The 23,591-nt window shown below is 66.6% G+C and carries 14 protein-coding genes, 1 tRNA gene and 1 pseudogene; 7 read left to right on the top strand and 9 right to left on the bottom strand.

The features are described from left to right. Positions 1–161: 161 nt before the first annotated feature. From E9998_RS20915 to E9998_RS20905, 3 genes are read left to right on the top strand one after another with little or no spacing between them, the layout of a single operon-like run. A complete protein-coding gene (locus tag E9998_RS20915) occupies positions 162–3,740 on the top strand; it encodes a type I restriction endonuclease subunit R (RefSeq protein WP_136531639.1) in 3,579 nt (1,192 codons plus the stop codon). Further along, a complete protein-coding gene (locus E9998_RS20910) occupies positions 3,737–5,233 on the top strand; it encodes a restriction endonuclease subunit S (protein WP_136531638.1) in 1,497 nt (498 codons plus the stop codon). Before E9998_RS20915 ends, E9998_RS20910 begins: the two co-directional genes overlap by 4 nt. After that, positions 5,230–6,780, top strand: coding sequence for a class I SAM-dependent DNA methyltransferase (locus E9998_RS20905; protein WP_136531637.1), 1,551 nt, complete (start codon positions 5,230–5,232; stop codon positions 6,778–6,780). The genes E9998_RS20910 and E9998_RS20905 overlap by 4 nt, the downstream gene beginning before the upstream one ends. 9 nt (positions 6,781–6,789) lie before the next feature. Here the strand turns inward: E9998_RS20905 and E9998_RS20900 are convergent, their stop codons facing one another. From E9998_RS20900 to E9998_RS20870, 7 genes and pseudogenes are all read right to left on the bottom strand, one after another. Continuing rightward, a complete protein-coding gene (locus E9998_RS20900; RefSeq protein WP_136531636.1) occupies positions 6,790–8,892 on the bottom strand; it encodes an AIPR family protein in 2,103 nt (700 codons plus the stop codon). A gap of 134 nt (positions 8,893–9,026) precedes the next feature. Further along, on the bottom strand, positions 9,027–10,199 hold the full coding sequence (locus E9998_RS20895) for an McrC family protein (RefSeq protein ID WP_136531635.1): 1,173 nt from the start codon (positions 10,197–10,199) through the stop codon (positions 9,027–9,029). Continuing rightward, complete coding sequence (locus tag E9998_RS20890; RefSeq protein WP_158299913.1) at positions 10,196–12,961, bottom strand: McrB family protein; 2,766 nt, start codon at positions 12,959–12,961, stop codon at positions 10,196–10,198. Before E9998_RS20890 ends, E9998_RS20895 begins: the two co-directional genes overlap by 4 nt. A gap of 409 nt (positions 12,962–13,370) precedes the next feature. Then, a tRNA-Trp gene (locus E9998_RS20885) sits at positions 13,371–13,443 on the bottom strand. Positions 13,444–13,531: 88 nt separating this feature from the next. Beyond that, on the bottom strand, positions 13,532–14,365 hold the full coding sequence (locus E9998_RS20880) for a MetQ/NlpA family ABC transporter substrate-binding protein (RefSeq protein WP_136531633.1): 834 nt from the start codon (positions 14,363–14,365) through the stop codon (positions 13,532–13,534). A 27-nt stretch (positions 14,366–14,392) separates the two neighbouring features. After that, positions 14,393–15,049, bottom strand: a complete 657-nt coding sequence (locus E9998_RS20875; protein WP_136531632.1) for a methionine ABC transporter permease — start codon at positions 15,047–15,049, stop codon at positions 14,393–14,395. A gap of 44 nt (positions 15,050–15,093) precedes the next feature. Further along, positions 15,094–15,813, bottom strand: a pseudogene (locus E9998_RS20870) (methionine ABC transporter ATP-binding protein); the annotation flags it as partial. Between the two features lie 237 nt (positions 15,814–16,050). Here E9998_RS20870 and E9998_RS20865 point away from each other — a divergent pair. Genes E9998_RS20865 through nudC form a run of 3 tightly spaced genes read left to right on the top strand, consistent with a single transcriptional unit; the run spans position 16,051 to position 19,579 of the window. Then, complete coding sequence (locus E9998_RS20865) at positions 16,051–17,352, top strand: M16 family metallopeptidase (protein ID WP_136531630.1); 1,302 nt, start codon at positions 16,051–16,053, stop codon at positions 17,350–17,352. Next, positions 17,349–18,674, top strand: a complete 1,326-nt coding sequence (locus E9998_RS20860; RefSeq protein WP_136531629.1) for a M16 family metallopeptidase — start codon at positions 17,349–17,351, stop codon at positions 18,672–18,674. Before E9998_RS20865 ends, E9998_RS20860 begins: the two co-directional genes overlap by 4 nt. After that, positions 18,671–19,579: an NAD(+) diphosphatase gene (gene nudC, locus E9998_RS20855; RefSeq protein ID WP_136531628.1), complete on the top strand. Its 909-nt coding sequence runs from the start codon at positions 18,671–18,673 to the stop codon at positions 19,577–19,579. Before E9998_RS20860 ends, nudC begins: the two co-directional genes overlap by 4 nt. A gap of 3 nt (positions 19,580–19,582) precedes the next feature. Here nudC and E9998_RS20850 read toward each other — a convergent pair whose 3' ends face one another. Together E9998_RS20850 and E9998_RS20845 are read right to left on the bottom strand one after the other, a co-directional pair. Next, positions 19,583–20,539, bottom strand: a complete 957-nt coding sequence (locus E9998_RS20850) for an EamA family transporter (RefSeq protein ID WP_136531627.1) — start codon at positions 20,537–20,539, stop codon at positions 19,583–19,585. Positions 20,540–20,817: 278 nt separating this feature from the next. After that, positions 20,818–21,051, bottom strand: coding sequence for a mycoredoxin (locus E9998_RS20845; RefSeq protein WP_136531626.1), 234 nt, complete (start codon positions 21,049–21,051; stop codon positions 20,818–20,820). A gap of 282 nt (positions 21,052–21,333) precedes the next feature. On the opposite strand from E9998_RS20845, the gene E9998_RS20840 reads away from it, so the two are divergent. Next, positions 21,334–23,481, top strand: a complete 2,148-nt coding sequence (locus E9998_RS20840; protein ID WP_136531625.1) for an ATP-dependent DNA helicase UvrD2 — start codon at positions 21,334–21,336, stop codon at positions 23,479–23,481. Positions 23,482–23,591 lie beyond the last annotated feature (110 nt).

Genomic DNA, 23,591 nt, shown 5'->3' with positions numbered 1-23,591 from the left:
ACTTGGATCGAGATCGCTTGCACTGGTTGGAGATACGAAGGCCCGCTCGTGGTGATGACTGCCACTTGATCGGGTTCCCGGCGCGAGAAATTCAGTACCCCGAACCCGCGCCAGATCGGTTATCCTGATCGGCTGCACTCCTCAAAGTGGAAAGGACGAACGTGGACGCCAAGCTCGCCGATCTGGCCCGCCGCTCACCGAACTTCGGCCGCCTCTTCCCGCTGTCCGAACTCCTCGCCCTCTATGGGGCACAGGCCGAAGCGACGGTCTATGAGCACCCCAACGTGTCCCTCACCCAGTCGGGCAAGTTCGGCGACACCCTGGCCGAGATCCTGGTCATGCGGTTCGGCCTGCGCGTCCCCGGTGGCCACCAGATCGACCGCATCCGCGAACTCGCCAGGTTCGGGGCGCTCCTCCCCGAGATCGAACGCGACTTCCACTTCCTCCGCGTCGAACGGAACGAAGTCGTGCACGAGCACGTCTTCGAGGTGAAACGCGCCCTCCAAGCGGTCCAGGTCTGCCACAAGCTCGGCCTCTGGTACCACGATGCGATCCAGAACAAGCGGACCGCCGAGGCGTTCGTCCCGCCCTCGCCGCACAGCCCCTTCGTCCGCGAACCCTCCTCGGCCTCCGACGAGGTCGCCGAGATGATCCTGAGCTTCCGCGACACCCTCACCGAGGCGGAGACCCGGCTCGGCGAGTCCGCCGACCGCATCGAAGCCGAGCGACTCGCCCGGGAACGGGCCGAGAACCGCATGGCCTCCGCCGTCCAGGTCCAGGACGAGATGCGGCGGCAGCTCGAAGCCCTGAGCGAACAGGTCGCCCGGCTGAGCACTCAGCACGAGCACGCCTACGCCCAGGCCAAGGCGAACCCGGCCAAGCCCGACGTGCGCGCCCGAGACAACATCGTCCACCGGCTGCGACGGGAGCGCCCCCGCAACGAGGTCGAGTCCCGACGCGAGATCGACAAGTTCCTGAAGGCCGCCGGCTGGGTGCTCCAGGACTTCGCCGACCTCAACCCGGACGCGGGCACAGGGGTCGCGGTCCGCGAGTTCCCGCTCGCCAACGGCCGCGCCGATTATGTGCTCTACGTGAACGGCTCGATCGTCGGTGTCATCGAGGCCAAGCGCGAAGGCGAGTCGCTGACGGCGGCCGTGGCGCAGAACGACCGCTACGCGCGCGGCGTCCATCGCGATTACTCGCTCGCCGCCTGGAACCGCGACGAGCCCTTCACCTTCCGGTACGCGACCACAGGCGCCGAAACCTTGTTCGTCAATCACCTCGACCCGGACCCTCGCTCCCGCGAGGTGTTCGCGTTCCACAAGCCCGAGACCGTCGCGCGCTGGATGCGCGAGGCCGGCGAGCATCCCGAGGCGCCGACCTTCCGGGCCGCGCTCCGCGCCCTGCCCGGCCTCGACGAAGGCGGTTTCCGGCCAGCCCAGATCGACGCGATCCACGGCCTCGAACGCTCCCTCGCCGCCGACAAGCCCAAGGCGCTCATCCAGATGGCGACCGGCGCCGGCAAGACCTACATGGGGGCGGCGGAGACGTACCGGCTGCTCAAATTCGCCCGCGCCCGCCGCGTGCTGTTCCTCGTGGACCGCAACAACCTCGGGCGTCAAGCCGAGTTCGAGTTCAACCACTACATCGCGCCCGACGACGGGCGCAGGCTCGAAGACCTTTACGGCATCGACCGGCTCGGGCCGGCCGGATTGCAGGAGACCTCCTCGGTGGTCATTTGCACGATCCAGCGCATGTACGCGCTCCTGCGCGGCGAGCACCTCGAAGACAGCCTCGACGCCGACGAGCGCGAAGACGCCTACGAGCGGGACAAGCCGGTCGAGATCGGATACAACCCTGCCGTGCCGATCGAGTCGTTCGACCTGATCATCGTCGACGAGTGCCACCGCTCGATCTACGGTCTGTGGCGCGGCGTGCTCGAATACTTCGACGCCCACCTCGTCGGCCTCACCGCCACCCCGACAATGCAGACCCTCGGTTTCTTCTCCAAGAACCTCGTCAGCGAGTACACCTACCCTCAGTCCGTGGCCGACGGCGTGAACGTCGACTTCGACATCCTCAAACTGCGCACCAGCCTCCGCCGCGACGGCCAGGCCACCATCGACGCCGGCGAGACCGTCGAAGTGCGCGACCGCGCCACCAGGCACCGCCGGTACGAGCAGCTCGAAGACGACTACACCTACACGACGAACCAGGTGGGACGCAAAGCCGAGAGCGTCGACGAGATCCGGCAGGTCCTCACCTACTACCGCGACCACTGGCGCGAATGGTTCCCCGGCCGCGCCGAGGTGCCCAAGACCCTGATCTTCGCCGTCAGCGACCCGCACGCCGACTCCGTCATCGCCCAGGCCAAGGAGGTGTTCGAGCGCGGCGACGACTTCGCGAAGAAGATCACTTACAAGACCCGGCAGGCGGGGGAGGACCCGAACCAGCTCATCCGCGATTTCCGGACCTCGCCGACGCTCCGCATCGCCTGCACCGTGGACATGATCGCCACTGGCACCGACATCCGGGCCCTCGAATGCGTGATCTTCATGCGCACCACCGCCAGCGCCGTGCAGTTCGAGCAGATGAAGGGCCGCGGTGCCCGCACCATCAACCCCGTCGAGCTCCAAGAGGTCACGCCCGGCGCTGACGACACCGTGCGCAAGAGCAAGTTCCTCCTCATCGACGCCGTCGGCGTCACCGACCACCCGCTCAACGACGCCAAACCACTCGTCCCCGCGGGACCCAAGCAGGTCTCGCTGAAGAAGCTCCTTGAACGCACCGCCACGAAGTCCATTGACCTCGACCAGGCTGAAATGCTCGCCGGACGCCTCGCGCGCCTCGAACAGCAGCTTACCGACGACGAGCGCCGCCTCCTTGAACACACCTCGGGAGGATGGAGCCTCAACCGCATCGCGAGCGGCATCGTGGCCGCGACCGACGCCGACGCCCAGGAGCGGGCCAAGGAGGCCGTCCGGTTCGAGGGCGGAGACGAAAAGGCAGCCGAACGCGCCGCCCGCGAACTCATCGTCAAGGCCATCGAACCGCTGACCACCAACCCGAAACTGCGCCGCGAGATCATCGACATCCGCCGCGACAAGGACTACGTGGTCGACGACCTGACAGACGTCGAAGTCCTGGGCATCGAGACCCTGACCGCCGAAGAGCGATCGCAGGAGATCGTCGCGAGCTGGCACCAGTTCCTCGAAGACAACCGCGACCAGATCACCGCCATCGAGATTGCCATGAACCACCCGGGCCGCATGACACCCAGTGAGGTGTATGCGGAGCTTGAGGCGCTGGCCGCTATGATCGGTCGGCCGCAGCGGGCATGGACCCCCGAGCACCTGTGGCTCTGCTACGAGCGACTCGGCAAGGCCGCCGAGCACCCGGGGCGGGGCGCAGGAATCCCGGACTTGATCACGCTGATCAGGTACGAACTCGGCGAGGACACAGAACTGAAGCCGTACCAAGAAGTGGTGCGGGAACGCTTCGCGGGCTGGCTGCTCCGCCAGGAGCAGGCGAAGGTGACCTTCACCGAAGACCAGATGTGGTGGCTGGAACGAATCTGCGAGGTCGTAGCAAGTGACATCGGCATCGAGGCCAAGCTCATGAACGAGGAACCGTTCCGTGAACGAGGAGGAGGCCGAGGCTTCAAGAAGGCGATGAGGCAGGCCTACCCCGACCGAGAACCCCTCGACCTACTGACCGAGCTGAACAGGGAGCTAGCTTGAGCGACAAGGAACTACCCCCCGGCTGGGCCTGGTCAACCCTGGGCGAAGTCGGCGAGTATTTCAACGGCAGAGGATTCAAGAAATCCGAATGGTCAACTCAAGGATTGCCAATCATTCGAATTCAAAATCTGACCGGTTCGGGCGCTGCCTTCAATTACTTTTCCGGCGAACTTGACGACAAGCATCTTGTAAAGGATGGTGATCTGCTTATCTCATGGGCTGCCACGTTGGGGGCGCACATTTGGAGAGGATCGGACGCCGCGCTTAATCAACACATATTCAAGGTTGATTCCAAGATCAACAGGAAGTTCCTTTATTACCTCATTAACTACAAACTCAAGGCGCTTCAAGAGCGAGCACACGGTTCCGGGATGGTCCATCTCACTCGTTCCAAGTTTGAAGAAGAAACCGTTCCTGTGCCGCCGCTAGCAGAGCAGGAGCGCATAGTCGATGTCCTCGATGGCCACCTCTCCCGCCTTGATTCCGCCATTGGCGACCTACAATCGGCCAGGTGTCGCGCGATTCGGCTGCGCAAGTCAATGGAACATCAGGGAATCTCAGGTCAGCTTTCTGGTCGTATGGACACGGATCAGCCAGTTCAGGAGCTGTTGGACGAGGTCGACCGTGTACTGGCCGGTACTAGCTTCAAACGTCGAAAGGTAAGGGAGGGTGAATCATCGATCGGAGATTCCCTTTGCCCAAAACATTGGGCAGTGAGATCTCTTGGTTCGCTGTGTACCCTGATCGAGTACGGCACCTCTGCGAAGACCGGTGACGGTGAATCGGGTAGCACACCGGTTTTGCGCATGGGAAACATTCAAAGTGGCCGAATCGATGCCTCCGTGCTCAAGTACCTCCCGGGCAATCATCCGGACGTAGGGAAGCTCCTCCTTGAAGACGGAGACCTCTTGTTCAACAGAACCAACAGCGCTGAGCTTGTTGGAAAATCGGCGGTATATCGCTCGGACCTTGGGCCGATGACCTTCGCCTCGTACCTCATTCGATGCAGACTCGTTGATGGTATCGAACCTGAGTGGGTGAACCTCTTCATCAATAGTCCGGCTGGCCGCCGGTACATCGACTCGGTCGTATCCCAACAGGTTGGTCAAGCAAACGTCAACGGCACGAAGCTGGCGAACTTCCCTGTACCTGTGCCTGCTCATGAGGAACAACTGCGGATCTTGGATGCCGTCTCGGAGTGGGAGACAACAGTTGCCCATGCGTTTAATACTGCGGAACAAGCGATGAGGCAGGCCGATCGCTTGCGGAAGGGTTTGCTGGAGTCGGCGTTCGCTGGGGATCTGGTGCCGCAAGACCCAGCCGATGAGCCAGCCTCCGCCGTTTTGGACCGCATCAGGGCCGAGCGGGCGGCCCAGCCGAAACTCAGGCGCGGGCGAGCGCCGAAGAAGACCGTGGCCGTCAGTACCCGCACCGCTCCCTCCGTTTCGTCGGAGGCCGCCGGTACGTTCGTTCAAGAGGAGTTGGGACTGTGAACATCGAGCACCCGCAAGAGGCCGCGCAGACCGATGCCCTGGTCCGCAAGCTTGTCAACTATCGCGATGTCCTGCGCGACAACGGCCTCTCGACCATCGACTACGTCGAGCAGCTCTCGTTTCTTCTCTTCCTCAAGATGGTCCATGAGCAGGCCGAAGACGGCCTCACTCAAGAAGAGTCCCGGCCTGTCGTCCCGGACGAGTACAACTGGAAATCCCTCTCCACCAAGAAGGGCGCCGCGCTCGAGGAGCACTACCGGGCCGTGCTCACCGAGCTCGGCAAGGAGTCCGGCACCACCCTCGGGGTCATCTTCGCCAAGGCGCAGAACAAGATCACCGAACCGGCTCTGCTCGAAAAGCTCGTCGTCGACCTGATTGGCAAGGAGGACTGGACCATCCACGGCACGGACCTCAAGGGCGACGCGTATGAAGGCCTGCTCGCCAAAGGGGCCGAGGACACCAAGACCGGTGCGGGCCAGTACTTCACGCCCCGCCCCCTCATTGACGCCATGGTCGAGGTCATGCAGCCCCGCCCTGAGGACACGATCATGGACCCGGCCTGCGGGACCGGCGGATTTCTCATCGCAGCACGCTCCTACATCCGCGAGCGCCACCGGAACCTGCCGCCGCACCTCCGCCTCAACACCAGCAAGCGCCGCATCTGGGGTACCGAGCTTGTCCCCGGCACCGCCCGTCTCGCCGCGATGAACATGCTCCTGCACGGCATGGGCGACCCTGACGGCCCGAGTCTCATCGACGTCGCCGATGCACTCGCCGCGAAGCCGAGCCAGCACGCCTCGCTCATCCTTGCGAACCCGCCGTTCGGCAAGAAGTCCTCGATCACCGTCATCGGCACCGACGGCAAGACCGAGGCCCAGGACATGAGCTACGACCGGGAGGACTTCCGGGTCACCACCACAAACAAGCAGCTCAACTTCCTGCAGCACATCATGGCCTCGCTCGACATGGGCGGCCGTGCCGCCGTTGTCCTCCCCGATAACGTGCTCTTCGAGGGCGGCGCGGGGGAGAAGATCCGCACTCGACTGCTCAAGGAGTTCAAACTCCACACGATCCTGCGCCTGCCCACCGGCATCTTCTACGCCGGCGGGGTCAAGGCGAACGTGCTCTTCTTCGAGAAGCACCCGTACCAGCTCGACGGCAAGCCGAACACGAGCAAGGTCTGGATCTACGACTTCCGCACCGGTCAGCGCTTCACCCTCAAGACGCGACCGCTGCGGCGTTCGAACCTTCAGGACTTCGTCGAATGCTATGGAGCCGGCAAGCCGCTCTCGGCCCGCACCGAGACCGAGCGCTTCAAATGCTTCGACTACGAGGACCTGATCGCCCGCGACAAGGTCAACCTCGACATCACCTGGATGAAGGACCCGTCGCTCGAAGACGCCGACAGCCTCCTGCCCCCGGCGCAGATCGCCCGAGAGATCGTCGAGGACCTCCAAGCCGCCCTCGCCGAATTCGCCGCCATCGCCGAAGCCCTTGGCTCTGAAGAACTTCCAGATTCTGAGAGAACTGAAGGATATGACGGTTGACCATGGGATTCAGAACAGGCCGTTGTCCTCGACGTCAACCTCGTCCACGCCATTTATCTCGTCATGGAGGCGTAGCCCGATGTCCTTCAGCGAGCCGAGTCCCGGGACGTACCAGCATTCAGGACCACGGATCGACTTGTAGCGTTTCTCTCCCAGGCTGTTGATCAAGTCGAGCGCCAGGCGACTTGCGGCGTAGATCTTGCCGTCAACCTCCCAGCGAAGCTGGGCCTTGTTGTCGTTGATCCAAGTCGCTCGGGACCGGCGGGGATCTGCGGTGATCCACCGCTGGAAGAGCTGTCGGTGTTCTCTGGTGATCGGCCGGAATTCGAGCATGGTGCCCTCCTTGATCGCTCTGTGCTTGGCGATCAGGGGCGCGAGATCCGGGGTACGTCTCTTGCCGCTTGACCGTCCCTTCACGAATTCGCTGGGAACTTCGGGGACCGCTGATCCCGAGGCGATCTCGTTGAAGACCTGGTTGACCAGATCTCTGGCCTTCTGCTCGTCCTTGACGACCGAGGATGGATGTCCGTTCGGGAACAGCGTGATGACTCGCTTGAGGGTTTCTCCCGCAGTCGAGGCTACTCTGTCGAGCACGGTCTCCTCCCAGTCGTCGTCGTGGATCCGGTCCGCGAATTGCCGAGCCACCAGATGCGCAGTGAGCAGGTCGCCGTGGTCGGCGACCTGCGCGGCTCTGCCTGTGTACTTCTTCCGCGCCGTGCTGATCGTGCTTTGGACGATCCGCATCAGCCGGACTTGGCGCCAGACTTCCTCGGCGGTGATGCCGGAGCGAAACAGGTTTCGATACGCGCCTCCGCCGTTGCGATCCCACAGCACGTCCGACAGCGTCTTGGCCTGCACGGCATAGCGGTGGTCGGCGTGACCGCACGCGAGGGAGATGAGCGCCTCTTCGCTAGTGCAGCCGTCGTCATCAGCGGGGGCGGCCTCGGTGTGCCGGGTGGTGTACTCCAAACCCAGAACGGTGTAGAACTCCTGCTTGAGGTCGTCCTGCTGCTCGTACAACGAGGCAAGGTCGCGGATGTCTACCTGGTTCTGGGTGTTCGCGGCACGAGTGATCTCGCGCGGCAGATCGACCCCACGCTCATCGTTGTCTTGCTTCGTTGCTCCGATGATCGAGACCTTCATGAGGACCTTGGCCGTGCCCGCCTGCGTGTGCTCCTTGACGGTTTCGGCGATGGAGGAGACGGTCTGCGCACCGTTGACGATGGCCACGCCGTTCAGTTCGCCACTGCCGCCCGCGTCGATCGATCCCGACTGGGCGATCATCGTGATGCCGTTATTGAAGTCCCAGAAGTGCTCGGGACGTTCAATGAGGGTGGTGCGGATGGACTGGTTGACCGTGGTCCGGCCGAGCGCACCACGGATGTTGCGACGGAAGAGCTGCTCCCGGTGCAGGTCGTACCAGCGGGCCACCTCGGCGGCAGTCACTGTGCCGAAGTAGATCTCATGGGGCAGGTCCTCGGTGTCCGTCGCCAGCGCTGCGAAGTTCACCTTGAGGCTGATCGGCGGCTCGCTCATGCCGGCACGGGCGATTTGGACGAGCTTGTCGAGCGTGAACACTTCGATGAAGGGACGGTGCGAGTACCAGCGGCGAATCTCATCGGCGCACTTCTCCAACGCCTGCCAGTGCACAGGGTGGTTGTAGGTGGATCCAGCGAGCGCGACCACGAACGTGATATGGGGGTCTTTGTTCATGAGCGACTCGATTGCTACCTCGTGGCGACGATAGCGGTTGTTGAACTTCTCGTGTCGTGCATTGAGGATGTGCTCGACTCCGGTGGCAAAGTCTCGGAACCCTTTTTCGTCGTTTGCATCCCCGTTGTCGGGCCAGATGCTGTGGATGAGCCAAAGCCGGTTCTGGCGCTCGTCATAGGCGACCGCGTGAATGCCATGGTCGTCGGTTCCTTTGGTGACAAAGTCCACGGCGCGTTCGGAAGGACAGTCGACCAGGAGGCGGACCATCATCGCGGACAAGGCCCCGGTATGGAATTCGCGCTGGTCCGGATCCCCTTGCGGTACGTCATCGGGGTGGAACTTGTCGAGGAACTCGCTCTTGAGGGCGTTGGAGAGTTTGGTGGTGAAACGATCTGCCAAGGGGTTCCTCCAGAGGCGACGTTGGGCGCGTGGAACATTCAAGATGATACCTTGAGTGATGTTCACGTGACGGTATGAGGAGTAGGTTCTGACGCGCCGAACTCGCACGCCCTCAGCGACAGCCAGACAGCTAGTCAGGTGCGAGCGAGCAGCCGCTCGACGAGTTCGGCGATGGATCGAAGGATCGATGCGGGTGGCGCGGTGAGGTCGAGCGGGTACTGGAGGACGCGGATAGGGGAGTTGCGGATGCTCTGCCACTCGGCTTCCTTCACCCCGTGGGCGTACACCAGGCAGCCCGTCGTCGTACCGAGCGCGGTGCAGTACGAGACGACCTGGAATACGTCCCCGTTCGTTCCCGCTTTGTCCTGGAACTTGTACTTGGCGTCGACCACCGTGTTCGGGACGCCGTCGAGCATGGTGACCACATCTGGTCTGATCCGGACGGTCCGCTGCTCGTCGAGGTAGCTACTCACTTGGTCGTCGACGCGGACTCTGAAGCGGGCGAACGCCTCCCGAAGCGCCTTGGCCACGAAGTCCTCGAAGACACGGTGAACGGGGATGACGAACGAGGCGACCTTCAAGCCGCCCGGACCCGTCTCCGCGGACTGGTGGCGCAGCACAATCTCGGCGATTTGGAGCGCGTCGCCGTAATGCGAATTGAGGCGCGTGAGCGGCCAAGCCGCGTTCGACGAGGTTCCGGTGAGAAAGTGGGCCTCGCGGAGGTGCGCCTCGAGTCGAGCGATCCGCCCGGGTATCCCGTCGGGAAGCCGCGGTACTTCGGACATGATCCGCAGCGCGGTTCGGAGCAGCCGGTTTTCGGGGATGTCCGCGGTGTAATCGTCGTGCCGCACTTCGAGAGGGAACGACTGTCCGGGGCGGGCGGCGATCTGATCGGCCACCAGGATGCGACCCCGGATCAGCGGCAGTGTGGCCTCGACTGACGCGTACCCACGGATTGGGCCGCGAGCCAGCGCGCGCTCGCAGTACCGCACCAGAGACTCGGCGAGCGCCGGCCAGAGATCGTCCTCAGCGGTGCCGGGAGAGTCCTCTGGGAGGAAGTTCGGGTTCTTTGCGTACCCGAGCAGGAACAGCAACCGCGAGATGCCCATCTTTGGTTTGACGTGGACGTCCAGGCCACCGATGCGAACGGAGCCGACCTTGCCTGCGGTCTGCAGCCGCCACCTCCCGCCGGAGACCGGTGTGACCTTGACGAGCTCCGTCTTGGCGAGCGCCGCGGCCGTCTTCTGGTCGATGGCGCGCACTTCGGAGCCATGCTGGAACTCCTGGAGCACGACAGGTTCGATCACGTTGAGGTCTGCTCTTCGGTCGCGGCCCGCAGGGAAGTACCAGCGGCCAGCCGGATGGCTCCCAGTCCGAAAGTCTCATGGACCTCTGAGCGGCTCATTCTGCCGTGGAAGTGCTCTTCCAGGAGGGGTAGGAGGTCGTGCCGCCAGATCCTCGCGATGCCCTCATCGCTTCCGGCGTCGGCGCGCATGAGGTATGAGGGCCCGATCTTGAAGTCGTGGTCCGACTCTGGGATGGCCTCGTTCAGAGCCCGCAGGAGCGCGGGGCGGGGGTCGCCCGAGGCGTTCTGGCCGAGCCAATTGGAGAGCAGGTCGCGTACGGGCGCCTCCTCGGGGTGCATCTCCTCGAACGCGAACCGTCGCCGGATCGCGGCATCGAGCAGGGCGATCGACCGGTCTGCGGTGTTCATTGTGGCGATGATGTAGACGTTCTCCGGAAGCGAGAAGGACTCCTCGGGAGAGTACTGCAGCCGCACCGAGCGGTTCCGGTACTCAAGGAGGAAGTAGAGCTCGCCGAACACCTTGGCCAGGTGCGCTCGGTTCATCTCGTCGATGATGAGGACATGCGGGCGTGAGTCGTTGCGGGCCTTGCGGACGAGGTCGCGCAGTGGTCCAGCGGTCAGGACGAACCCCACCGACCCCTCGCCGGCGGGAGCGGGGCGGAACCCTTCGATGAAGTCCTCGTAGGCGTAGGAGGGGTGGAATTGGACCAGCGTCACCGCGTCGCGGTCGGTGAGGTGTTCGGCCAGTTCCTGGGCGAGGTAGGTCTTACCGGTGCCTGGTGGTCCGTACAGCACCACTTGCTTGCGGTCTTGGACCAGCGATACCAGTTCCCGCAGCCATGCCTCGTCCAGGTGGAGGCGTTCGGAGAGTCCTTGCAACAGTGCGGGATTGAGGGGGTCGAGTGGAGGTGGGGATTCCTCTTGGTCCTCTTCGGAGGTGTCGGTCTCGACGCCCAGGATCTGTGACAGTTCAGTGAGTTTGACGGAGATGTCGGCAACTGCGACGGAGCGCTGGAGTTCTATCCGCAGGGACTGGGAGAGACCGGTCAAGGCGATCGGCTGCTTGCTGTACCAGTCGACGTTGCGAGACAGCTCTCCTCCCGGCCCGTATGCAGCACCATGCTTGAGTACACCGATCCAGAGCTGATCGTCCTGGACGGTTGCCACCAGGTCGTCCCGCTGCATCAGCGACCAGAACGAGTGGAACTCCATGGTCAATGCAGCGCGGTCCGCGTAGTCGAGATGGCCGTAGGCGCTCTCGACCATGCTTCTGATCGTCGTCCGGTCAGTGGCCGAGGTGAGCGGGCCGAGACGCCCGGCGGAGATCGTGATGATGCCTTGATCGATCCAGTATTCGAGCTCAGCGTCGTCATGGGGAGGAGGGACGTACCAGGCGCGCCGCTCACCGGAGGGGCGAACCGTAGTCTGCCATTCGTCCCTGAAAGGGGGCCTATAGAAATCGATCCGGTCCCCGTACTGTCGCTGCAGTCGCAATGTGATTTCGAAGAGGTCCCGGTCGAGGTCGACCCCTGCGATCTGCTCGGGGAGCAGGTGACTGAAGGCTCCTCGGATCTTGCGCTTGTGCTCGACGTTAATGATCGGGAGGAAGTGCTCGGGGAAACCGAGATAGAGCAGTGCCTCGGTCAGCGAAGGCATGCCTCCGGTCCCTCGGATCCAGTCGCGCCATTCCCAAGGATCAGCGATGATGTGCGACCGCTCCGGCGGCAGAAGGCGGAACCAGGCTCGCAAAAGTTCAACTGCGTCAAAGAGCCACTTCCAAAGCATGGTGTGTGCGCCGGTGCCACCGTTCCAGGTTCCCTCGAGGAACGCCTCCTTGATCTCCTCGGGAAGCGCGACGTTTTCGTCCATCCAGCGGAGCACCGGTTCAACCCGGTCGGCCTTGCTACTCGGCTTGAGGCTGTTCCGGGTCAGCGGCATCGCCTGCAGTGCCATGAGTTCGGCCATGAGGAGCTTGGCGTCGTCTGAAGCGCTTGCGAGCTGGCGCTCCAGCTTTTCATGAAAGCGGTCATTGCTGTCGTCGGTCTGAAGGTTGTAGTGGTAGTAGAGCTCCCTGACCGTTTTGTCGTTCCATACCGGTCGGCCTGGAACGAACAACGACTCCCCTCTGTCGAAGCCGACATCTATGTAAGAGCGGCCGACTGCGCGAATGGTGGTGTCATTGCGGGCGGGGATGAGAACTTGGTCCGTCGAGGGGTCGATCACAAGCGGGCCTTTCGCTATCAGGTCTGGCCTCATGATACGCCCGCAGGCACGGCCGAAACGTGCACGGATTTGACTTATTCTTCGTGAACGGCGTTTCGCGATCAACCGTAAGTTTGTGACAATTGTGAGATTCAGCCCGTCGTCGGGATGATACGACCAGCGCACTGTGTAGGCGCCGAGCTCCTCCTCCTGCTGTCCATCGATTGCCCTGGTCGTGATGATGTGATCCCACAATGAGTCCGGCGCGTCCAGAAGTACAAGGACACAGGCGAGTTCTTCCACCGGTTCCTCAGGTCCGCCTTCTGCGGCCACGCCAGAGATGATGATCGTGTTCCCTTCGTCGGCGACCCGCACATGCTCGGAGTTCGGTGCACAGATCTCGACGACTTCTTCCAGATCTGCGGAGTCCGGTACGGATTCAAACCGATCCCCAGGCGAAGAAGGGCCGTCCTCGACCCCTTCATCCGGCACTGTGTCCTGCTGCGGTCCCCCAGTGGTGGACTCAGGTACCGGCATGAACAGTATCGACCCGAAGACCACCCCAAGTGTCAGTGAGACAACGGAGAATGCCGTCGCAAGTGCTGCCAGTAGTCCACTTGAAATTCCACTTTTAGCCTGGCGTTCTGCCTGGTGTTGCGGTGCCCTCGGCCATTGAACGGGCGCCTGATCGTCAGGGAGTGGTCTGCTCTGTGGTTGGGCGTCCATTGCCGGTCGGGAGTTCGATTGCATCCCGTCCATCACCCCATTATCACGCCTCCGCGACCCGCGAAGCGAGAATCAGGGAAATCAGCGTGCCGCGACTCCTGGAGGCGATGGTGACCGGCGAGGCGAAGATCAGCGCCGATGAAATCCGGTCGCCGTTCACGCCGCTGCTGCCTGAGCAACGCAGCTGAAATCACGAACACCGGGCCGTTTATCACGGCCCGGTGTTCGGGTGATGCTGGACTTGCAGGAGTGACAGGACTCGAACCTGCAACCCTCGGTTTTGGAGACCGATGCGCTACCAATTGCGCCACACTCCTTCGCCAGCCCGTTGCCAGGCTGGCCGCAACTATCTTACGTGTCGCGGTTCAGCCGGTGCAAGCGGGTTGGCGGTGATGTAAGGCCTGGTTAGGAGGCCGGGACGACCGAGCCGTCGGACCAGGTGTCGAGGATGAACTGCTTGACCTCGTTGGACTGGAGGAGCTCGCCGAGCTTCTGGATGTCCTCGTTGTCGGCATTGGCGGAGGTCGTGACCAGGTAGTTCGCGTAGGGGTTGCCGTCGGCGGACTCGCTGGCGATGGCGTCCTCGGCGGGGCTGAGGTCGGCTTCGAGGGCGTAGTTGCCGTTGATGACGGCGGCGTCGACGTCCTGGAGGGTGCGGGGGAGCTGCGCGGCCTCGACGGCCACGAACTCCAGGCCGAGCGGGTTGTCGGCGATGTCGGCCTCGGTGGCGGAGGTCAGGTCGACCCCGTCGGCGAGGGTGATCAGGCCCGCGTCGGCCAGCAGGGCGAGGGCGCGGCCGCCGTTGGAGGGGTCGGCCGGGATCGCGATCTGCGCGCCTTCGGGAAGGTCCTCGACCGACGCGGTGCCGTTCGTGTACAGCGCGAGCGGCTCGATGTGGACCGGGGCCACCTCGACCAGGTCGGTGCCGTTGTCGGCGTTGTAGGTCTCCAGGTACGGCAGGTGCTGGAAGAAGTTCGCGTCCGTCGAGCCGTCGTCGGTCGACGGGTTGATCTGGAGGTAGTCGCTGAACTCCTCGATCTCGATGGTCAGCCCCGCGTCCTCGGCCAGCTCGTCCTGGACGAACTGGAGGATCTGCGCGTGCGGCACCGAGGTCGCGGCGACCGTGACGGTCCCGTTCGTCTCGGTCGGCTCCGACGGCTCGTCGGAACCGCAGGCGGCAAGGGCTAGAGCGGTCGCGGCGGCGACTGAGCCGCCGATCAGGGCACGGCGATTGAACATGGTGTTCTCCTAGGTAGGGAAATTGCGTTAGCGACGGTCGAGGGTGCGGGCGCACCGGTCGCCGAGGATCTGGAAGAGCTGGACGAGCACGATGAGGATGACCAGCGGCCAGATCATGTACTCGGTCTCGAAGCGCTGGTAGCCGTAGCGGTACGCCAGGTCGCCCAGGCCCCCGCCGCCGACGATCCCGGCCATCGCCGAGTACGAGACGATCGCCACGAGCGTCACAGTGAACCCGCGGATGAGACCCGGCGTCGACTCGGGCAGCACCACGCGCCACACCAGCGCCGGCGTCGAGGCCCCCATCGACCGGGCCGCTTCGACCAGGCCCGGCTGGACTTCGAGCAGCGCGCCTTCGACGAGCCGAGCGAAGAACGGGATCGAGGCCACCGTCAGCGGCACGATCGCCGCCTCCGTGCCGATGCTCGTCCCCGTGATGAGGCGCGTCAGCGGCACGACAGCGACCATGAGCAGTACGAACGGCGCACTGCGGCCGACGTTGACCAGGAGACCGAGCGGCGCGTTCACCACCGCGATCGGCCGCGGCCCGGACTTCGAGGTGATGTAGAGGACGGTGCCGACCAGCAGCCCGCCCAGCAGCGTCCACAGCCCCGCCACCGAGACGATGTGCAGGGTCTCCCAGAACGCCTCGGTCAGCAGCTCGACGAGTCGGTCGTCGTTCACAGCGCCGCCCCCTCACCGAGCAGGCGGGCGGCGAGGCGCCGGGCCTGCGAGCCCAGACGCGAGCCGGGGTCGGCGAGCAGTTCGGGCACCGGCCCGGTCTCCACGAACCGGCCCGAGTCCATCACCGCGGCGCGGTGGCAGATGCGGGTGATCACCTCGAGCTCATGCGTGATGAGCAGGATCGTCAGCCCCAACTCGCGGTTGAGCCGCGCGAGCAGGTCGAGGATCTCGTCGGTGGTGTCGGTGTCGAGCGCGCTCGTGGCCTCGTCGGAGAGCAGCACGGCCGGATCGGCCGCGAGCGCCCTGGAGATCGCCAGGCGCTGGCGCTGGCCGCCGGAGAGCTGTCCGGGGTAGGCCTTGGCCTTGTCGGCGAGGCCGACGAGGTCGAGCAGTTCGAGGGCGCGTGCGCGGCGTGCGGCGCGCGGGACGCGTCCGAACCGCAGCGGCAGCGCCACGTTCGAGGCGGCGTTGCGGTTCGACAGCAGGTTGAAGTGCTGGAAGATCATCGCGGTCTTGGCGCGGGCGCGGCGCAGCTCGCGGCCGTGCAGGGCCGTCAGTTCGGCACCGTCGACGGTCACGGTGCCCGAGTCGGGCCTGGTGAGGAGGTTGGCGGTGCGCAGCAGCGTGGACTTCCCGGCGCCGGAGCGGCCGAGGATGCCGAAGATCTCGCCGGGGGCGACGTCGAGGTCGACCGCGTCGAGCGCGGTCAGGTCGCCGAAGCGTTTGGTGACGCCGGACAGGCTGATGCTGGGTGCAGATCCCATGAGGAAGGAACGTCGCTTTCGCTGTGGGTGATCGCCGCTTCGGGGCGCGGCGGTGCAGGAGCCCTCAGCTGGCGCACATTCGGCAGCACGAGGCCGCGACGCGGCGGGCGTCGGTGAGGCGTTCGAAGTGCTGCGAGTTCATAGCCTAGGAGTCAAGCAGGAATTCATGCCGATTCCAAGGAGTTGTGACGAACGCCGCGCACCTGCGCGGTCACTGAGCTGAGATAGGGTTCGGCCATGACTGTTGCGACGATTCCCGCCCCGGCGTTCGCGATCGAGCGGTTCCGGCTCGCCAACGGGTTGCGGGTGGTCCTCGCGCCGGACCCCGGAGCGCCGGTCGTCGGGGTCGCCGTGGTGTACGACGTGGGGATGCGATCGGAGCCCGAAGGGCGCACCGGCTTCGCCCACCTGTTCGAGCACATGATGTTCCAGGGCTCCCACAACGTCGGCAAGGCCGAGCACATGCGCCACGTCCAGTCCGCGGGCGGCACCTTCAACGGCTCGACCCACATCGACTACACCGACTACTTCAACCTGCTGCCCTCCAACGGCCTCGAACTCGCGCTGTTCCTGGAGGCCGACCGGATGCGGGGCCCGGCGATCACCGATGAGAACCTCGCCAACCAGGTCAGCGTGGTGAAGGAGGAGATCCGGGTCAACGTCCTCAACCGCCCGTACGGCGGCTTCCCCTGGATCAAGCTCCCGCCGGTGATGTTCGACACGTTCCCGAACGCGCACGACGGCTACGGCTCCTTCGTGGACCTCGATGCGGCCACCGTCGCCGACGCGCAGTCGTTCTTCGACGCCTACTACCCGGCCTCCAACGCCGTCCTGTCCGTCGCGGGGGACTTCGACCTGGAGCAGGCCCGCGAACTCGTCGAGCGCCACTTCGGCGACGTCGAGGCCCGCCCGGCGCCCGTCCACCCCTCCTTCGACGAGCCCGACCTGGACGGCGAGCGCCGCGAGTCCTACGTGGACGAGCGGGCCACGCTGCCGGCCGTCGCCGTCGCCTGGCGCGTCCCCGACCCGGTCACCGACCTCGACGCGTTCCTGCCGTACGTGGTCCTCGGCGAACTCCTCACCGACGGCGACGCCTCGCGCCTGGTCGAGCGGCTCATCCACACCGACCGCACCGCCACCGCCGTCGCCGCCCACACCACGTTCATGTCCGAGCCCTTCGCCTCCCGCGGCCCGACCGCGATGCTCGTCCAGGCGTTCCTGCCGCCCGGCACCGCCGTCGACGCCGTGCTCGGCACCGTCGACGAAGAGCTCGCCCGCGTCGCCGAAGGCGTCGAAGAGGCCGAACTCGACCGCGTCAAGGCCCGCGTCGCCGCCCAGCTGCTGCGCGGCGACGACTCGGTGATGGGGCGCTCCAGGCGCCTGGCGACCGCCGAGATCTTCCACGGCGACGCTGCCATGACCACCCGCTTCGCGTCCCTGCTCGGCGAGGTGACGCCCGAGGCCGTCGCGCGGGCCGCCGCCGCCATGACGCCGAACCGCCGCGCCGTTCTCGAAGTGATTCCCGGAGGAGTGCAGTGAACAACGTCGTCCCAGGTCTCGCACCGGAAGTCCCGCTGACCCTCCCCGTCCCCGTCGAGCGGACCCTGCCCAACGGGCTCCGGGTCCTGCTCACCCGCCGGCCGGGCGTCCCGCTCGCCGAGGTGCGCCTGTCGATCCCGGCCGCGCACGCCGACCTCGCCGTCGCCGACCTGCTCACCGCCGCGATCTTCTCCGGGACCGAGACGGCCTCCATGAGCGAGATCGCCCGGCGCCTCCAGGGCGTCGGCGGCGCGCTCGGCGCCGGGGCCGACCCCGACCGGATCGCCGTGTCCGGCAACAGCCTCGCCACCGGCCTGCCCGAACTCCTCGAAGTCCTCGGCGACCTCCTCAAGGCCGCCGAATACCCCGACGGGCCGCTCGAGGTCGAACGCTCCCGCATCATCGACGGCCTCTCCGTCGCCGAGCAGCAGCCCGACTTCCAGGTCGGCCGCGTCCTCGACGCCCGCCTGTGGGGCGACCACCCGTACGGCCACCAGCAGCCCACCGCCGACGAGGTCGCCGCGGTCGAACGCGCGGCCGTCCTCGCCCTCCACGCCGCCCGCCTCCACCCGGCCGGCGCCCGGCTCATCATCGTCGGCGACATCGACCCCGACGCGACCGCGGCCGCCGTCGAGAAGGCCCTCGGCGACTGGAACGGCATGGGTGAGAGCGGCACAGGCGAGCCGCGCCGCATGGAACCCCTGCCCGACATGGCCCCCGGCCCGCTCGTGCTGGTCGACCGGGCCGGCTCGGTCCAGTCCGCGATCCGCGTCGCCTACCCGGCCGTCGCCCGCACCCACCCCGACAACGCCGCCCAGCACCTGGCCAACCTCATCTTCGGCGGCTACTTCTCCTCGCGCCTGGTCATGAACCTGCGCGAGACCAAGGGCTACGGCTACTCGCCGCGCTCGCGCGTCGACCACGCCCCGGCCGGCTCGCTCCAGCTCGCGGCCGTCGACGTCGCCACCGAGGTCACCGGCCCGGCCCTCGCCGAAGTCCGCGCCGAACTGCGCGGCATGGCCGACAACCCGCCGGACGCCGAAGAGCTCGACCTCGCCCGCCGCTACGCGCTCGGCTCGGTCAAACTCGCCACCGCCACCCAGTCCGGCGTCGCCAACTACATGTCGGTCCTCGCCGCGTCCGGACTCCCGCTGTCGTGGCTCACCGAGCACTCCGAGCGGCTGCGCGAGGTCACCCCCGCCGACATCCGCAGGGTCGCCGCCGAACGGCTCGACCCCGACCGGGCCGTCACCGTCGTCCTCGGCGACGGGGCCGAGATCCGCGAACCGCTCGCCGCCTTCGGAGAGGTCGTCGCGCCATGATGCACCCGCCGCTGGCAGTCGACGTCCTCGACCGCTGCGCGCATCACCGCGACGACCCCGAATGGCTCGAAGCGGCCTGGAACCGCGCCCAGATCGTCGCCTGCGACTCGATGCGCGAACGCATCGACGCCGACGAGGACGGCCTCCACTACCGCGACGCCGACACCGCGCCCGAAGGCCGCCGCGTCTACCTCGGCGGTGAGGACCCGCCCGTGTTCGCCGTCTTCACCGACCTGCCCGACGGCCTCCCCGGGCGCTCCATCAGGCCCACCTGGGACCACCGCGACCTCGCGATCGCCGTGGAGGCCATCGGCATCGGCCACTGGCACGCGACCTACCGCTTCCACCCGACCACCGGCCGCCCGCTCCAGCCGCGCATGGCCGGCTGGGAGCTCGCGCCCGGGGAGGGCCGCGCGGTCTTCCCGCGCACCGACCCGGCCGTGATCGTCCTCATCGACGACGGCGCCGACCGCGTCCTCCTCGCCAAGCACCGCCGCTACGGCGACCAGCCGAGGCCCTCGATCGCGCAGAACACCATCGCGCCCCCGCAGAGCACCCGCACCGGCCGGTACGCGTGCATCGCCGGGTTCGTCGAGCCCGGCGAGTCCGCCGAGGCCGCCGTCCACCGCGAGGTCGCCGAAGAGGTCGGCATGAAGATCGACCGCCTCGACTACGTCTCCAGCCAGCCATGGCCCTACCCGCGCTCGCTCATGCTCGCCTATCGCGCCACCGCCGACCCCTCGCAGGAGCTCGTGCTCCAGGCCGAGGAGATCGCCGACGCGCGCTGGTTCACCCGCGAGGAAGTGCGCGAGATGTGGGTCGAGACCGCCGACGCCACGCCGAGCGCCGTCCGGATCTCGGTGGCCCGCTTCCTCATCGAGCGCTGGCTCGAGGAGGAGCGCTAGCGCTCAGACCTTGGTGACCGCGGCCTCCTCGGCCGCGGTCTCGACGCCGGTCTTCGCGGAGACGGCGCGTTGGGCCGTGAAGACCCCCGCGATGACGACGAGCCCGCCGATGATCTGCGGCACCGTCAGCGCCTCGCCGAGCAGCGCCCAGGCGGCGAGCGAGGCCACGACGACCTCGGTGTAGCCCAGGCCCCCGGCCACGGGCGCCGACACGAACCGCAGGCCGCTCAGACCCAGCCCGTAGGCGACCGCGGTGCAGGCGACGAGTGCCGCGATGCTCGCCAGCGCGGTCGTCTCGACCCCGCCGAGGGTCACCCGGCCGGACAGGACGGCCCAGTCCATCGCCCAGGGCGCCGCGAGCGGCAGCAGGCTGATCGCGCCGGTGGTGAAGCCCACGGCGAGGAGGATCCGCACGTCCACCTTCGCGGTGAGCTTCTCGCCGGAGAGGAAGTAAGTGGCCTGGCAGGCCGCGGCGGCCGAGCCGGCGACGAGGCCGATCGCGTCCAGGCGCAGGCCCAGCCAGACCTCGACGACGATGCACAGCCCGGCGAGGCTGAGCAGCACCCCGACGACGGCCGCGCGGGGCAGGACGGTGCGGCGCACGAACCTGACCCAGGCGACCACGACGATCGGGCCCATGAACTCCAGCAGGAGCGCGATGCCGACGGGCAGGCGCTCGACCGCGATGAAGTAGAAGGCCTGGACCGCCGAGACCGCGGTGAGGCCGAAGAGGATCAGGGCGCCCCAGGGGAGCTGCCGGCCCTCGCGCAGGACCCGGACGAGCGGCACGGCCGCCGCGACGACCGCGATGACCCCGACGCCGCAGATGCGCAGCCATGTGACCTGGATCGGGGAGAGCCCGGCCTGGATCACGACCTTGCCGAAGGGGCCGCAGACGCCGAAGAACACGGAGGCGGCGAGGACGAGCGTGACGCCGAGGAGGGCGCGGGGTGACGACATGAGGGCTCCACAAGTCGATCGTCGGTGGGCGCGCCGAGCAGCGAAACGGCCCGTGACCTGGGGTCTGGGCCGAGACCGACGCGCGGGATCGATTGAGGGGCGGGGCGAACCGTACCCCGTTTCGAGGGTGAAGAAAAGGCCCGGGACGGATCCATCCCGGGCCTGAATGCTTAGCGACCACCCCTCGAAGTCGCTAAGCAAGCTTGACGAGTCAACTATAGGGCATCGTACCGGCTTTGTGTCCTAAACGTGACCATAGTCTCGGTATATGGCACAGGTCAAGCGGAGAGTTTCGCCTTCACCTGCGCGAGAGAGGGATTCGTGAGGGCGGAACCGTCCTCGAACCGGACCGTCGGGACGGTCTGGTTCCCCCCGTTGACCCCCATGACCCACTCGGCCGAAGCCGGGTCGTCCTCGATGTTGACCTCTTTGTAGAGGACACCTTCGCGGTCGAGCGCCATCTTGAGACGCTTGCAGTAGCCGCACCAGGTGGTGCTGTACATGGTGATCATCGGACCTCCTTCTCCATCGACCTTAACGCGGTACCGCCCGGGGGCATTCCGCCGAGAGCGAACGGCACCCTGCCGGGGGCGGTTTCTGTCGGACCCGCGCGCGAAGCTGGCCGCATACTTCCCCTCTGGGTGGGTGGGGGATAGGGACGGTCGGCCTGCACACCGCTCCGCGACGGGCCGCGGCCGGTGGCGACACGGCGGTTCGGTGGCGACCGTCATGTCCGACACGATCGGGTGAACGGCCCGCCGATTCCTGTCGGGGCCCTCTGGGAGACTGGCGGGATGACCGCACGCGACCGGGCCATCGAACGACTCCTCTCCGGACTCGACCCTGAACAGCGCGAGGCGGTGACCGCCGAACCGGGACCGGTCTGCGTGCTCGCCGGCGCCGGGACCGGCAAGACCCGCGCCGTCACCCACCGCATCGCCTGGCGGGTCCTGCGCGGCGACATGCGCGGCCAGCATGTCACCGCCGTCACCTTCACCGCCCGCGCCGCCGGCGAGATGCGCGACCGCCTCCGCGGCCTCGGCGTCGCCGGCGTCAACGCCCGCACCTTCCACTCCGCCGCGCTGCGCCAGCTCCGCTACTTCGGCACCCGCCGCTTCGGCGGCCAGCTGCCCGAACTCGTCGACTCCACGCTCAAGTTCACCGCCATCGCCGCGGCCCGAGCCGGACTCCAGACCTCCCGCGCCAAGAACTACGACCTCACCACCGAGATCGAATGGGCCGCCTCCTCGCTCATCGGCCCCGACGACTACGTCGGCACCATCGCCGCCCTAGGCCGCGACGCCCCCGCCGCCCCCGAGGACGTCGCCAAGGTCTACGCCGCCTACATCGAGGCCAAGCGCCGCGCCGGCGTCATGGACTTCGCCGACGTCCTCGCCTACACCGCCGATCTCATCGGCGACGTCGAGGCCGCCGCCGACCAGATCCGCAGCCAGTACCGCTTCTTCGTGGTCGACGAGTACCAGGACGTCACCCCCCTCCAGCAGCGCCTCCTCGACGCCTGGCTCGGCGACAGGGACGACATCACCGTCGTCGGCGACGCCAGCCAGACCATCTACTCCTTCACCGGCGCGACCTCCAGGAACCTCCTCGACTTCACCCGCCGCCACCAGGGCGCCGCGCTCGTGCGCCTCGTCCGCGACTACCGCTCCACCCCCCAGGTCGTGGGCCTCGCCAACCAGATCATCGGCGAATCCAAAGGGCGAGAGGCCAAGATGCGCCTCGAACTGGTCGGCCAGCGCCCGGACGGCCCGGCCGTCACCGCCGAGGTCTTCGCCGACGAGGCCGAAGAGGCCGACATGATCGCCCGGCGCTGCTCCCAGCTCATCGCCGACGGCGCCAGCGCCTCCGAGATCGCCGTCCTCTACCGCACCAACGCCCAGTCCCAGGCCTACGAGGAGGCGCTCGCCTCCTACGGGGTCCCCACCGTCGTCACCGGCGCCGCCCGCTTCTTCGAGCGCGCCGAGGTCCGCCAGGCCGTGGTCGCCCTCCGCTCGGCCGCCAAGACCGAGATCGGCGCCATGCCGCTCGCCGAGGCCGTCCCGACCGCGCTCGAAGCGGTCGGCTGGCGCCCCGACGCCGCGCCGGCGGGCGGAGCGCAGCGCGAGGCCTACGAGGCCGTCACGGCGCTGGCGAACCTCGCCGAGCAGTTCCTGGAGCACCACCGCGCGAACCCGGACGAGGAGGGCCCGGAGCCGGACCTCGACGCGTTCTGCGCCGAGCTCTCCCGGCGGGCCTCCGAGCAGCACGCCCCGGCCGTGGAGGGCGTGACGCTCGCGAGCCTGCACGCGGCGAAGGGCCTCGAATGGGACGCGGTGTTCCTGGTCGGCCTGGCCGACGGCACGCTGCCGACCACGTTCGCCCGCACGGAGACGGCGCTCGAAGAGGAGCGGCGCCTCTTGTACGTGGGCATCACGCGCGCCCGCGAGCGACTTCAGCTCTCCTACGGGCTCGCGCGCAATTCGGGCGGTCGCGAGCGGCGCCTGTGCCGTTTCCTCGCGCCGCTGGGCCTGGGCGGTTTCCCGCGGACGCCCGAGCCGAGCGCCGCCGCGTCGAAGCAGCGCGGGCCGAAGAAGGCGAAGGTCCTCGACTGCTCCGGTTGCGGCAAGCCGCTGACGGACGCGCGGGACCGCAAGCTGGGCCATTGCTCCGACTGTCCGGCCACTATGGATGAAGCGCTGTTCGAGCGGCTGCGCGAGTGGCGGGTCACCGTGGCCAAGGCCGACGGGAAGCCCGCCTTCACCGTCTTCACGGATGTGACCTTGATCGCCATCGCCGAGCGCTGTCCGGCATCCGACAGCGAACTGGCGGCCCTCCACGGCATCGGGAAGTCGAAGCTCGACAAGTACGGTCCGGCGGTGCTTCACCTGGTCAACGGGGGTGCGGTGGAGGACGCCGTGGCCCTGTCGACGGAGGACTCGTGACTTCTCGAAGGGACCGCAAAAACTTTCTTTCGAAACCCCGGAAAAATACGTTGCGCTCCCGAGGACGACGGGCGTAGCGTTGCTCAAGCCGGGAGAGGTGTGCGCCTCGC

Source organism: Glycomyces paridis, from assembly GCF_004912155.1.
Taxonomy (GTDB): Bacteria; Actinomycetota; Actinomycetes; order Mycobacteriales; family Micromonosporaceae; genus Glycomyces; species Glycomyces paridis.
This window is presented reverse-complemented; position numbering and strand designations above follow the sequence as displayed.